The following is a 12,407-nucleotide window of genomic DNA, read 5'->3' on the forward strand; positions in this document are numbered from 1 at the left end:
ATCCCGCTGCCCCGGTCCGGTGCTTCCGGACCGGGGCAGCGTCTTGTCCGCCGATGTCCCATCGTCGCCTCCTCGTGACGGTTCGTGGTCGAGGGGAACGTTAGGCGAGGGGTCCGACAATTTCGGAGCGGAGTGGGCCGTGAGCAGCGCGTGGCCGAAAATTGTCGGGGGTGCGCGCTAGCTTCATGGCATGTCGATCATCGAACAGCGCCGGACCGAGGTCCGGGCACAGGAGAACACCTACCAGATCATGGTCGCGACCAGGACGGACGTCGACCGCCCCGAACCCACGCCCCGGGTGATGATCACCCTGGAAGCGGGCGGGCCCGGCGGCGAACCGGTGGCCGAGGGCAGCCTCGACCTGGACGTCGCGGTGGCGGCCACGGTGGCAGAGCTCGTTTCGGACGAGTTGCTGTCCGCAACCGGCGCGGGCCGCGGGCCCCGGCGAAGATCCGCGGACCGTCCTGCCCAGCAGGGCCGCCCGTGGAGCGAGGAGATGGACGCGGAGCTGGAGAGCCGGTGGATCGCGGGGGAGAGCGTCGCGCAGATCGCGGCGTACTTCGAGCGCACCCCGGGCGGCATCCGCGCCCGTCTGCCGCGCGTGGGCTGCGACCCGGAGAACCCGGGCTGCTACCTCCCGGTGCCGCCGAGCAGGCGCACCGACCTGGACGGGGGTGAGCCGAGCTGAGCGGCGGCGGTGGGCCGGTCCCCAGGTGGACCGGCCCACCGGCCGTCGTTCCCGACCGCACCGAACGGAGGTGCCCGATGAGCTTCGACCTCGCAGTCTGGCCGGAAGCCTCGACCGTGACCGCGGAGGAAGCAACCCGCAAGTACTTCGCGCTCACGGCCCTGGAGCCGGGCGCGCTGCCGGCCGGCCCGCGGGCTGTCGCGTTCCACCGCGAGCTGACGGCGCGCTACCCGGAGCCGTCCGCGCTGCCCGACAGTCCGTGGTCCGCGGAGGTGACTGTGCTCGGCGACGCGGTGCTCATGTCGATGGGCTGTTCCACGCCCGGCGTGGTCGTCGCGTTCGTCCGGGAACTGGCGGAGCGTCACGGGTTCGTCTTGTACGACCCGCGGGACGGCGCGGTGTACTCGCCACCGGCCTTGCGCGGTGAACCGGCCGTGGTGTTGTCGGCCTGCGACGGTTCGCGGGTCGAGAATCCCGGCGCCGCCCGGATCGAGGCGGCGTTGGCGCGGTTGTCGGCCGGGAACTGGTTCGTGGTCCTCGATCGCGGCGACCACTACGTCCAGGTGGGCTTCGGCGAGCGGGCGGCCACCCGCCGTGGCTGGTTCGCGCTGGAGCACCGGGAGGGGTTGCCCCACCGGCATTTCCGCGCCGAAGTCGCCGAGCGGTCCCGGATCGTCCGGGCGTTCACGGGCTTCGCCACCGGCGACGACAGCTGGCGGCTGGAGTTCGACTGGCAACGGACGAACTTCTGACCACGAAGCACACTCGGGAAAGGAGAGCAGTGGTGCACTACGGGGCAAGCCCGCGCCGGGCAGCCTGCTCAGTCCGGTGCCGCCGCGGCTGCGTGGGCGGCCATCACCTTCAAGCGTTCGATCAGCTCGGGCGGTTCTTCGACCGTGAACGCGCACCCCAGCCCGAGCAGCCGGAACGCGAGCCACTCCACCGTGTCCGCGTGGCTGTGCCAGCGGCACCGGCCGTCGCCGAGGTCGGTCAGCTCGCCGGTCGCCGGGCCGAGGCGGACGGCTATCTGCGAGGCCGGTTCGGCCAGGATCGCCACCGCCCGGTACGACGGCGCCAGGTCGTAGAACCGCTCCACGACGTAGGCCGCCAGGTCCGTGGCCGGCGGCTCGCGCCGCACCACGCGGCCGCCGGTTGCCTGGGCCTCGCGGACGCGGTCGGCGCGGAACACGCGCCAGTCCGCCCGGTCGAGGTCGTAGGCCACCAGGTACCAGCGGCGGCCCGCGGCGACCAGCCGGAGCGGCTCGGCCCGGCGCCGGGTCTCGGCGCCGTCGTGGGCGCGGTAGCGGAACCGGACGGTCTCGTGGTTGGTGATCGCCCCGGCGAACACGGTCAGCTGCGCCGGGTCGACGACGGGCCCGGTGGCCGGCACGGCGACCGTCGCCGTGCCGATCGTGCCCACCCGGCGGCGCAACCGCGCGGGCAGGACCTGCTCCAGCTTGGCCAGCGCGCGCACGGACGCTTCCTCGATGCCGTCGATCGTCTGGCCCGCCGCGGTGCGCAGGCCGACCGCGATCGCGACGGCTTCCTCGTCGTCGAGCACGAGCGGCGGCATCGCGGTGCCGGCGACCAGCCGGTACCCGCCCGCGACACCGCGGCTGGCCTCGACCGGGTAGCCCAGGTCGCGGAGCCGCTCGATGTCACGGCGGATGGTGCGCGGGCTGACGCCCAGCCGGTCGGCCAGTTCGCTGCCCGGCCATTCGCGGGGCGTCTGGAGCAGCGAAAGCAGGCCGAGCAACCGGGCCGGGGTGTCCGTCATGGGCACAGCATCCCAAGGTGGCGGCCGCCACTCCGGGTTTGTTTAGACTTGCAAGGGCGTGCATAATCATGCGTATGACGGTGAACATCGCGGTGGCCGGGGCCAGCGGGTACGCGGGCGGTGAGCTGCTGCGCCTACTCCTGACCCATCCCGAGGTCGAGATCGGCGCGCTCACGGCCGCCAGCAGCGCGGGCACGAAGCTCGGCGTCCACCAACCCCACCTCGTCCCCCTCGCCGACCGCGTCCTGGCCGAGACGACGCCGGAGAGCCTCGCCGGCCACGACGTCGTCTTCCTCGCGCTGCCCCACGGGCACTCCGCGGCGATCGCGGCGCAGCTCGGCCCGGACGTCCTGGTGGTCGACCTCGGCGCCGACCACCGCCTGGCCGACGCCGGCGACTGGCAGCGCTGGTACGGCGGCGACCACGCGGGCCAGTGGCCGTACGGCCTGCCCGAGCTGCCGGGCGCCCGCGAGCGGCTCGCCGGCACCAAGCGCATCGCCGTGCCCGGCTGCTTCCCGACCGGCGGCTCGCTGGCCCTGGCACCGGCGTTCGCCGCCGGGCTGATCGAGCCCGACGTCACGATCGTCGCGGTCACCGGCACCTCCGGCGCCGGCAAGAGCCTCAAGCCGAACCTGCTCGGCTCCGAGGTGATGGGCTCGGCGAGCGCGTACGGCGTCGGCGGCGCCCACCGCCACACCCCCGAGTTCGCGCAGAACCTCTCGGCCGTCGCCGGGGAGAAGGTCACCGTGTCCTTCACCCCGGTGCTCGCGCCGATGCCCCGCGGCATCCTCACCACGGCGAGCGCCCCGCTGAAGGACGGCGCCGACGAGGCCGCCGCCCGCGCGGCCTACGAAAAGGCCTACGACGCGGAGCCGTTCGTCCAGGTGCTGCCCGCGGGCGCCTGGCCGACGACGTCGGCGACGCTCGGCTCGAACAACACGCAGCTGCAGGTCACGGTCGACGCCGACGCGAAGCGCCTGGTCGTCGTCGCCGCGATCGACAACCTCACCAAGGGCACCGCGGGCGGTGCCGTCCAGTCGATGAACCTGGCCCTCGGCCTCCCCGAGACCACCGGCCTTTCCACCGTAGGAGTGGCACCGTGACCGTCACCGGCCCCCAGGGCTTCCGCGCCGCCGGCGTCGCCGCCGGGATCAAGGCTTCCGGCGCGCTCGACCTCACCCTGGTCGTCAACGACGGCCCGCTCGACGTCGCCGCGGGCGTGTTCACCCGCAACGTCATCAAGGCCGCGCCGGTGCTGTGGTCGCAGGAGGTGCTCAAGCAGCAGCGCCTGAAGGCCGTGGTCCTCAACTCGGGCGGCGCCAATGCGGCCACCGGGCCCGGTGGCTTCCAGGACACCCACGCCACGGCCGAAAAGGTCGCCGAAGTCCTGCAGGCGGGCGCGATCGAGGTCGCCGTCTGCTCCACCGGCCTGATCGGCGAACGGCTCCCGATGGACGCGGTCCTGTCCGGAGTGGACACCGCGTTCAAGGCGCTCGACGCGAGCCCCGAAGCGAGCCTCAACGCCGCCAAGGGCGTGATGACCACCGACACGAAACCGAAGCAGGCCTTCGCGAAGCACGACAGCGGCTGGAGCGTCGGCGGCTTCGCCAAGGGCGCGGGCATGCTCGCCCCGAACCTCGCCACCATGCTCTCGGTGCTGACCACCGACGCCGTGGTGACCAAGGAGACCCTCGACCGCGCCCTGCGCGCGGCCACCCACGTCACCTTCGACCGGCTCGACGTCGACGGCGGCACGTCCACCAACGACACCGTCCTGGTCCTGGCTTCCGGCGCGAGCGGGGTCGAGCCCACGGAAGCAGAGCTCACCGAGCTGCTCACCGCGGTGAGCCACGACCTGGTGCTCCAGCTGCGCGCGGACTCCGAGGGCGCGACCAAGGACGTCGACGTCACCGTGCGGGGCGCGGCCACCGAGGCCGATGCGATCGCCGTCGCCCGCACGATCGCCGAGGACAACCTGGTCAAGACGGCGCTGTTCGGCTCCGACCCGAACTGGGGCCGGATCGCCATGGCGCTCGGCCGGGTGCCCGCCCGCATCGATCCGGAGGCCGTGTCGATCGCGATCAACGGCGTCACCCTCTTCGCCCAAGGCGTGCCCGCCGCCGACCGGTCCGAGGCGGACCTCACCGGCCGGGCCATCGAAATCGTCGTCGACCTCGGCGTCGGCACCGGCACGGCCACCATCTACACCACGGATCTTTCGCACGGTTACGTCGAAGAGAACAGCGCGTACTCCTCATGAACCAGGAGGCTCTGATTTCCGCGGACGAACGACTCGCGACGGCGGCCGAAAAGGCCGGGGTGCTCATCGAGGCGCTGCCTTGGCTGCAGCGGTTCCACGGCGCCACCGTGGTGGTGAAGTACGGCGGCAACGCGATGATCGACGACCAGCTGAAGGCGGCCTTCGCCGAGGACATGGTGTTCCTCCGGCTGGCCGGCCTGCGCCCGGTCGTCGTGCACGGCGGCGGTCCGCAGATCACCGCGATGCTCAAGCGCCTCGGCGTCGAAGGCGAGTTCAAGGGCGGCCTGCGGGTCACCACGCCGGAGACGATGGACATCGTCCGGATGGTGCTCACCGGGCAGGTCAGCCGCGAGCTCGTCGGGCTGATCAACGCCCACGGCCCGTACGCGGTCGGCATCTCCGGCGAGGACGCCCGGCTGTTCACCGCCGAGCGCAAGCAGGCCACTGTGGACGGTGAGCAGGTCGACATCGGGCTCGTCGGCGAAGTGGCCGAGGTCAACCCGGATGCCGTGCTCGACATCGTCAATGCCGGACGCATCCCGGTCGTCTCCACCGTCGCGCCGGACGTCGACGGCGTCGTGCACAACGTCAACGCCGACACGGCAGCCGGTGCGCTGGCGGCCGCGCTGGGCGCCGAAAAGCTCGTCGTGCTCACCGACGTCGAAGGCCTGTACGCGAACTGGCCCGACCGGTCGTCGCTGATCGACCGCATCCGCGTCGACCGCCTCGAGACCATGCTGCCCGGCCTGGCCAGCGGCATGATCCCGAAGATGGAGGCGTGCGTGCGCGCCATCCGCGGCGGCGTGCGCCGGGCGCACGTGATCGACGGCCGCCTCGCCCACTCGGTGCTGCTGGAGGTCTTCACCTCGCGCGGCATCGGCACCATGGTCTTCCCCGAAACGGAGCTCCCGTGACCGACCTCACGTCCAATGTGGACGGCCAGGCGCACTGGCAGTCCGCCCTGATGGACAACTACGGCACACCCAAGCTGACGCTGGTGCGCGGCGAGGGCACGAAGGTGTGGGACGCCGACGGCAAGGAGTACGTCGACCTCGTCGGCGGCATCGCCGTCAACGCGCTCGGCCACGCGCACCCGGCGATCGTCGAAGCCGTCACCGAGCAGATCAAGCGGCTCGGCCACACCTCGAACCTGTATGTCAACCCGGTGGCCGTCGAGCTCGCCGAGGCGCTGCTCGACGTCGCCGGCCTCGCCGGTCACGGCAAGGTGCTGTTCGTCAACTCCGGCGCCGAGGCCAACGAAGCCGCGCTGAAGATCAGCAGGCTGACCGGGCGCACCAAGGTGGTCGCCGCCGAAGGCGCGTTCCACGGCCGGACCATGGGCGCGCTGACGCTCACCGGCCAGCCCGCCAAGCGCGACGCCTTCAAGCCACTGGTGCCCGGGGTGGAGCACGTGCCGTTCGGCGACGTCGAGGCGCTCAAGGCCGCCGTCGACACCGAAACCGCGGCCGTCTTCCTGGAGCCGGTGCTCGGCGAGGCCGGCGTCATCCCGGCGCCGGACGGCTACCTGCAGGCCGCTCGCGAAATCACCAAGGCCACCGGCACGCTGCTGGTGCTCGACGAGGTCCAGACCGGCCTCGGCAGGCTCGGCACCTGGTTCGGCTACCAGCAGGCCGGCATCGTGCCGGACGTCATCACCCTCGCCAAGGGCCTCGGCGGCGGCCTCCCGCTCGGCGCGGTGATCGGCGTCGGCGCGGCGGGCGACCTGCTCAAGCCCGGCCAGCACGGCACCACCTTCGGCGGCAACCCGGTCTGCTGCGCGGCCGGCTTGGCCGTGCTGAAGACCATCGCCGCCGACGGCCTCCTCGACCAGGTCGCCTCGCTGGGCAAGGACATCGCGGCCGGGGTCGAGGCGATCGGGCACCCGCTCGTCGCCGGCGTGCGCGGCTCCGGGCTGCTGCTCGGCATCGCCCTGAAACAGCCCGTCTCGGCGGCGCTCGCCCAGGCCGCCCAGGACGCCGGCTATCTCGTCAACCCGGTCGCCCCGGACGCCGTCCGGCTCGCGCCCCCGCTCGTCCTCGACGGCGAACAGGCCGAGGGCTTCCTCGCCGCACTCCCGAACGTGCTCGACTCCACCACGAAGGACTCCGACTGATGCTGCGCCACTTCCTCCGCGACGACGACGTCAGTCCGGCCGAGCAGAAGGCCATCCTCGACCTCGCCGACGCGCTCAAGGCCGACCCGCTGGGCAACAAGACGCTCGCCGGCAAGTCCATCACGGCGATCTTCGAGAAGAACTCCACGCGGACGCGCTTCTCGTTCGAGGTCGGCATCAGCCAGCTCGGCGGTCACCCGGTGATCGTCGACGGCCGTTCGATGCAGCTCGGCCGCGAAGAGACCATCGAGGACACTTCGCGGGTCCTCTCGCGGTACGTCGACGGGATCGTGTGGCGCACCTTCGCGCAGAAGCGCATCGAAGCGATGGCTTCGGCCGCGTCGATCCCGGTGGTCAACGCGCTCACCGACGAGTTCCACCCGTGCCAGGTGCTCACCGACCTGATGACGATCCGCGAGCGCAAGGGCAAGCTCGAGGGGCTCACCCTCGTGTACCTCGGCGACGGCGCCAACAACATGGCGCACTCGCTGCTGCTCGGCGGGGTCACCGCCGGGATGCACGTCCGGGTCGTCTCGCCGGTCGGCTTCCAGCCCGACCAGGGCGTGATGCTGGACGCCAAGAAGCGCGCGACCGAGACCGGCGGCAGCGTCACCGTCTTCACCGACCCGCACGCGGCGGTCGACGGCGCGGACGTGCTCGTCACCGACACGTGGACGTCGATGGGGCAGGAGAACGACGGGCTCGACCGGGTGGGGCCGTTCCGCGCCCTCCAGGTCAACACCGAGCTGCTGAAGAAGGCAGCGGACGACGCGATCGTGCTGCACTGCCTGCCCGCGCACCGCGGCTGGGAGATCACCGACGAGGTGCTCGACGGCCCGGCCAGCGCGGTCTGGGACGAGGCCGAGAACCGCCTGCACGCCCAGAAGGCGCTCCTCGTCTGGCTTTTCGAAGAGAGCCGACGATGACCGGCAGCCGGGTGGGGCGCCAGGCGCGGATCACCGAGCTGGTGTCCACCATGACCATCCGCAGCCAGACCGAGCTGGCCAAGCTGCTGGCCGCCGAAGGCATCGAGGTCACCCAGGCGACGCTGTCGCGCGACCTCGACGAGCTGGGCGCGGTCAAGCTGCGCGGGCCGGACTCGGGCGCGCCGGTCTACGTCATCCCAGAGGACGGGAGCCCGGTCCGCGGGGTGCAGGGCGGCACGTCCCGGCTCTCGCGGCTGCTGGCCGAGCTGATGGTCTCGGCGGACTCGTCGGCCAACCTGACCGTGCTGCGGACGCCGCCGGGTGCGGCCCAGTTCCTGGCCAGTGCGATCGACCGGGCGGCACTCGAAGAGGTCGTCGGCTCGATCGCGGGCGACGACACGGTCGCCGTGATCGCGCGCGAGCCCCTGACGGGCAAGGACCTGGCCGAGCGGTTCGCCGCCCTCGCCCAACGATCGGCGGACGAAGGATCACCATGATCGCGATCGGCGACATCTTCCCGGCCGAGGGCGAGTTCCTCGCGCCGGACGAGGTCGTGATCACCTTCGACCGCGGGATCCCGGTGGCGATCGACGGCGAGACCGTGTCCGTCGCCGAAGCGCGCCGGATGCTGAGCGCGCGCGGCGAGGCGCAGCGAATCGGCCGCGGCGAAGCGTGCGCCGCGCTCGAGCGGCAGGCCGGCCGCGGATGCGCCACCCTGAACACCGCCGTTTCGGGCCAAGTCCGCCTGGTCCTGCACGACGGCCACGTGACAGCCGAAGACCTGAATTCGACGAACACCGAGGAGAAGCGAGAACAGTGAGCGGGAACGAGCAGCCGGTGCAGCTGTGGGGCGGCCGGTTCGCCAGCGGTCCGGCGGAGGCCATGGCCGCGCTGAGCGCGTCGACGCACTTCGACTGGCGCCTGGCGCCCTACGACATCGCCGGGTCCCGCGCGCACGCTCGCGTGCTGCGCAAGGCGGGCCTGCTCACCGAAGACGAGCTCGCCGGCATGCTGGCCGCGCTGGACGCGCTTGCCCAGGACGTCGCCTCCGGCGAGTTCACCCCGACGATCGCCGACGAGGACGTGCACACGGCCCTCGAACGCGGCCTGCTCGAGCGGGCCGGCACCGAGCTCGGCGGCAAGCTGCGGGCCGGCCGCTCGCGCAACGACCAGGTGGCCACGCTGTTCCGGATGTGGCTGCGCGACGCCGCCCGCCGGGTTGTCGCCGGCACCCTGGAGGTCATCGACGCGCTGGTGTCGCAGGCCAAGCGGCACCCGGACGCGATCCTGCCCGGCCGCACGCACCTGCAGCACGCCCAGCCGGTGCTGCTCGCCCACCACCTGATGGCCCACGGCCAGGCGCTGCTGCGTGACGTCTCGCGGCTGCAGGACTGGGACGCCCGCACGGCCGAGTCGCCGTACGGCTCGGGTGCGCTCGCCGGCTCGTCGCTGGGGCTCGACCCCGAGGCCGTCGCCGAAGAGCTGGGCTTCGCCACGAGCGTCGAAAACTCCATCGACGGCACCGCTTCGCGTGACTTCGTCGCCGAGTTCGCCTTCGCCGTCGCGATGCTCGCGGTGAACCTGTCGCGGATCGCCGAAGAGGTGATCATCTGGAACACCGCCGAGTTCGGCTACGTGACGCTGGACGACGCCTGGGCCACCGGCAGCTCGATCATGCCGCAGAAGAAGAACCCGGACGTCGCGGAGCTGACCCGCGGCAAGGCGGGCCGGCTGATCGGCAACCTCACCGGCCTGCTGGCCACCCTGAAGGCGCAGCCGCTGGCCTACAACCGCGACCTGCAGGAGGACAAGGAGCCGGTGTTCGACTCGGTCGAGCAGCTCGAGCTCCTGTTCCCGGCGATCGCCGGGATGCTCGAAACGCTCACCTTCCACACCGAACGGCTCGCCGAGCTGGCGCCGGCCGGGTTCACCCTGGCCACCGACATCGCCGAGTGGCTGGTGCGCCAGGGCGTCCCGTTCCGCGTCGCGCACGAAGCGGCGGGCGAGAGCGTCCGAGTCGCCGAGTCCCGCGGCGCCGGCCTCGACGAGCTGACCGACGAGGAGTTCGAGAAGATCAACCCGGCGTTGACGCCCGCGGTGCGCGAAGTTCTCACCGTCGAAGGCTCGGTCAACTCCCGCGACGCCCGGGGCGGCACCGCGCCGGCGCGGGTGGCCGAGCAGCGTGCCCGGCTCGAGGAGCGCGTCACCGCGGCCCGTCAGTGGCTCAACTGAGGCGCTGGTTACGCTCGGTGCGGCCATCGGGGTGAGGGGAGATCGTGTGAGTGACCGGCTGTTCACCCGTGAGGAGCTGGCCCTCGACCCGGTCGACCTGGCCCACCTGCTGCTCGGCTCGGTGTTGGAAGCCGACGGTCCCGACGGCACCGTCGGCGTCCGGCTGGTCGAGGTGGAGGCCTACCGCGGCGAGGACGACCCGGCGTCGCACTGCTACCGCGGCCGGACCCCGCGCAACGCCGTCATGTGGGGGCCGGCGGGGCACCTGTACGTCTACTTCGTCTACGGAATGCACTTCTGCGCGAACATCGTCGGCTCGCACGACGGCGTGGCCGGCGCGGTGCTGCTGCGGGCGGGCGAGGTCGTCACCGGGCTCGACGTCGTCCGCAGGCGGCGCCCGAACGCGCGGGGGACCGGGGAACTGGCGAAGGGCCCGGCCATCCTCACCTCGGTGCTGCGCATCGACCGCGAGCAGAACGGCGTCGACCTGACCGACCCGGCGTCGCCGGTCCGGCTGCGTGAGGGGGAACGCGTGGATGCCGAGCTGGTCCGCAGCGGCCCGCGCGTGGGCGTCGCGATGGCGATGGACACGCCGTGGCGCTTCTGGGTCGACGGCTCGCCCGCCGTGTCCACCTACCGCCGCGGCGGAAAGCGGCGGGTCCGACCCGCCAGTTAGTCGGTTGACCTGGTGCGGGAGGATCTACAGGCGTGAGCGAACACATCCTCGACGAGCTGTCCTGGCGCGGCCTGATCGCGCAGTCCACCGACATCGACGCCCTCCGGCGCGAGCTCGACCAGGGTCCCGTGACGCTCTATTGCGGCTTCGACCCGACCGCGCCCAGCCTGCACGCCGGCAACCTGGTCCCGCTGCTCATGCTCAAGCGCTTCCAGCGCGCGGGACACCGGCCGATCGTGCTGGCCGGCGGCGCGACCGGGATGATCGGCGACCCGCGCGACACCGGTGAGCGCACGCTGAACACCCTCGACGTCGTCGCCGAGTGGGCCGGGCGCATCCGCGGCCAGCTCGAGCGGTTCGTCGACTTCGACGACTCGCCGACCGGCGCGATCGTCGAGAACAACCTCAACTGGACCGGGCAGCAGACCACGCTGGAGTTCCTGCGCGACGTCGGGAAGCACTTCTCGATCAACGTCATGCTCAACCGGGAGACGGTCAAGCGCCGGCTCGAGGGCGACGGCATGTCGTACACCGAGTTCAGCTACCTGCTCCTGCAGTCGCAGGACTACCTGCAGCTGCACCGCCAGTACGGCTGCAAGCTGCAGGTCGGCGGGTCCGACCAGTGGGGCAACCTCGTCGGCGGGGTCGACCTGATCCGCCGGACCGACGGGGCGGGCGTGCACGCGCTGACCGCGCCGCTGGTCACCGACGCCGAGGGCCGGAAGTTCGGCAAGTCCACCGGCGGCGGGAACCTCTGGCTCGACCCGGAGATGACCTCGCCGTACGCCTGGTACCAGTACTTCGTCAATGTGGGTGACGCCGACGTCGTCCGCTACCTGCGGATGTTCACCTTCCTCGACCAGGAGGAGATCGCCGCGCTGGCCGAGGACACCGAACAGCGGCCCCACCTGCGGGCTGCGCAGAAGCGGCTGGCGGAGGAGTTCACCACGCTCGTCCACGGCGAGGAGCAGACCCGGCAGGTCATCAACGCCAGCCAGGCCCTGTTCGGCCGCGGCGAGCTCGGCGACCTCGACGAACGCACCCTCGACGCGGTGATGTCCGAGGTGCCGAACGGCAAGGTCGACCCTGCGGGCGAGCCGACGATCGTCGACCTGCTGCTCGCCGGCGGACTGGTGGACAGCAAGGGCGCCGCGCGCCGCACCCTCAAGGAGGGCGGCGCGTACGTCAACAACGTGAAGATCGCGGACGAGGAGTGGAAGCCGTCCCGCGAAGACGCCCTCCACGGCAAGTGGCTCGTGGTCCGCAAGGGCAAGCGGAACGTCGCCGGCGTCGCGCTCGGCGGCTGACCGGCCTCCGGTGGCCTGAAACAGGGCTCTGACCTGCGGGAACGCAGTTAAGGGACCCCCCTGTTTCGGGCCCTCGGAGGGGGTGTAAAGTTCTCCAAGTCGCCAGGGAAACCCGGCCGACACGGAGACACGAACCAAGCTCTCGCGGATCGCGATTGAGTGGGTGTCCCACCAAAAACTGCTAGGAATAACCCGCTTCGGGTGACGCTGGGCCTTGGGTCTGGGGTTGGTCGGGGTGTGTTGCTTGAGAACTCAACAGTGTGCTAGTGAACTAAGCCAGTAGAGCTTATGTTTGAAACCCCCTCGTCGGGGTTTCCTTTGAGAGCAGTAAAATGCCTCGATTGAATTCGAAGACATTGTTGGAGAGTTTGATCCTGGCTCAGGACGAACGCTGGCGGCGTGCTTAACACATGCAAGTCGAACGCTGA

Annotated in this window: 13 protein-coding genes and 1 rRNA gene; 13 read left to right on the top strand and 1 reads right to left on the bottom strand. The window is 71.5% G+C overall.

Going from position 1 to position 12,407, the window contains the following annotated elements; translation table 11 throughout:
* Positions 1 to 190 precede the first annotated feature (190 nt).
* Both I4Q55_RS40725 and I4Q55_RS40730 read left to right on the top strand, forming a co-directional pair.
* A complete protein-coding gene (locus I4Q55_RS40725) occupies positions 191 to 688 on the top strand; it encodes a helix-turn-helix domain containing protein (protein WP_206795926.1) in 498 nt (165 codons plus the stop codon).
* Between the two features lie 77 nt (positions 689 to 765).
* Entirely contained in the window at positions 766 to 1,440 is a 675-nt protein-coding gene (locus I4Q55_RS40730) for a hypothetical protein (protein ID WP_206795927.1), read from the top strand.
* A gap of 68 nt (positions 1,441 to 1,508) precedes the next feature.
* On the opposite strand, the gene I4Q55_RS40735 is transcribed toward I4Q55_RS40730, so the two are convergent.
* Positions 1,509 to 2,465, bottom strand: a complete 957-nt coding sequence (locus I4Q55_RS40735) for a YafY family protein (protein WP_206795928.1) — start codon at positions 2,463 to 2,465, stop codon at positions 1,509 to 1,511.
* Positions 2,466 to 2,539: 74 nt separating this feature from the next.
* Here I4Q55_RS40735 and argC point away from each other — a divergent pair, with 74 nt between their 5' ends.
* The 11 genes from argC to I4Q55_RS40790 form a co-directional block, all read left to right on the top strand.
* Complete coding sequence (gene argC / locus I4Q55_RS40740; RefSeq protein WP_206795929.1) at positions 2,540 to 3,568, top strand: N-acetyl-gamma-glutamyl-phosphate reductase; 1,029 nt, start codon at positions 2,540 to 2,542, stop codon at positions 3,566 to 3,568.
* Positions 3,565 to 4,725: a bifunctional glutamate N-acetyltransferase/amino-acid acetyltransferase ArgJ gene (argJ, locus tag I4Q55_RS40745; RefSeq protein ID WP_206795930.1), complete on the top strand. Its 1,161-nt coding sequence runs from the start codon at positions 3,565 to 3,567 to the stop codon at positions 4,723 to 4,725. Before argC ends, argJ begins: the two co-directional genes overlap by 4 nt.
* Positions 4,722 to 5,639, top strand: coding sequence for an acetylglutamate kinase (gene argB, locus I4Q55_RS40750; protein WP_086852561.1), 918 nt, complete (start codon positions 4,722 to 4,724; stop codon positions 5,637 to 5,639). Before argJ ends, argB begins: the two co-directional genes overlap by 4 nt.
* Positions 5,636 to 6,838, top strand: coding sequence for an acetylornithine transaminase (locus tag I4Q55_RS40755; RefSeq protein ID WP_206795931.1), 1,203 nt, complete (start codon positions 5,636 to 5,638; stop codon positions 6,836 to 6,838). The genes argB and I4Q55_RS40755 overlap by 4 nt, the downstream gene beginning before the upstream one ends.
* Positions 6,838 to 7,764, top strand: coding sequence for an ornithine carbamoyltransferase (gene argF, locus I4Q55_RS40760; RefSeq protein ID WP_206795932.1), 927 nt, complete (start codon positions 6,838 to 6,840; stop codon positions 7,762 to 7,764). Before I4Q55_RS40755 ends, argF begins: the two co-directional genes overlap by 1 nt.
* Positions 7,761 to 8,261, top strand: a complete 501-nt coding sequence (locus tag I4Q55_RS40765) for an arginine repressor (RefSeq protein ID WP_206795933.1) — start codon at positions 7,761 to 7,763, stop codon at positions 8,259 to 8,261. Before argF ends, I4Q55_RS40765 begins: the two co-directional genes overlap by 4 nt.
* Positions 8,258 to 8,584 (top strand): argininosuccinate synthase, encoded by a 327-nt coding sequence (locus I4Q55_RS40770; protein WP_206795935.1) that lies wholly within the window; start codon positions 8,258 to 8,260, stop codon positions 8,582 to 8,584. Before I4Q55_RS40765 ends, I4Q55_RS40770 begins: the two co-directional genes overlap by 4 nt.
* Positions 8,581 to 9,996, top strand: coding sequence for an argininosuccinate lyase (argH, locus tag I4Q55_RS40775; RefSeq protein WP_206795936.1), 1,416 nt, complete (start codon positions 8,581 to 8,583; stop codon positions 9,994 to 9,996). Before I4Q55_RS40770 ends, argH begins: the two co-directional genes overlap by 4 nt.
* Positions 9,997 to 10,042: 46 nt before the next feature.
* Positions 10,043 to 10,672 carry a DNA-3-methyladenine glycosylase gene (locus I4Q55_RS40780; protein ID WP_374194532.1) on the top strand — a complete coding sequence of 210 codons (630 nt, stop codon included), beginning with the start codon at positions 10,043 to 10,045 and terminating at the stop codon, positions 10,670 to 10,672.
* 32 nt (positions 10,673 to 10,704) lie between these two features.
* Positions 10,705 to 11,979, top strand: coding sequence for a tyrosine--tRNA ligase (gene tyrS, locus I4Q55_RS40785; protein ID WP_206795938.1), 1,275 nt, complete (start codon positions 10,705 to 10,707; stop codon positions 11,977 to 11,979).
* A gap of 356 nt (positions 11,980 to 12,335) precedes the next feature.
* Positions 12,336 to 12,407, top strand: a 16S ribosomal RNA gene (locus I4Q55_RS40790); the annotation flags it as partial.

The sequence above is a fragment of the Amycolatopsis sp. MtRt-6 genome, assembly GCF_017308975.1.
Classification (GTDB): Bacteria; Actinomycetota; Actinomycetes; order Mycobacteriales; family Pseudonocardiaceae; genus Amycolatopsis.

What these genes read in the sequence shown, in the direction of transcription:
- I4Q55_RS40725 (WP_206795926.1), top strand. Translation starts at nt 191, where the DNA reads ATGTCGATCATCGAACAGCGCCGGACCGAGGTCCGGGCACAGGAGAAC.
- I4Q55_RS40730 (WP_206795927.1), top strand. Translation starts at nt 766, where the DNA reads ATGAGCTTCGACCTCGCAGTCTGGCCGGAAGCCTCGACCGTGACCGCG.
- I4Q55_RS40735 (WP_206795928.1), bottom strand. Translation starts at nt 2,465, where the DNA reads ATGACGGACACCCCGGCCCGGTTGCTCGGCCTGCTTTCGCTGCTCCAG.
- argC (WP_206795929.1), top strand. Translation starts at nt 2,540, where the DNA reads ATGACGGTGAACATCGCGGTGGCCGGGGCCAGCGGGTACGCGGGCGGT.
- argB (WP_086852561.1), top strand. Translation starts at nt 4,722, where the DNA reads ATGAACCAGGAGGCTCTGATTTCCGCGGACGAACGACTCGCGACGGCG.
- argF (WP_206795932.1), top strand. Translation starts at nt 6,838, where the DNA reads ATGCTGCGCCACTTCCTCCGCGACGACGACGTCAGTCCGGCCGAGCAG.
- I4Q55_RS40765 (WP_206795933.1), top strand. Translation starts at nt 7,761, where the DNA reads ATGACCGGCAGCCGGGTGGGGCGCCAGGCGCGGATCACCGAGCTGGTG.
- I4Q55_RS40770 (WP_206795935.1), top strand. Translation starts at nt 8,258, where the DNA reads ATGATCGCGATCGGCGACATCTTCCCGGCCGAGGGCGAGTTCCTCGCG.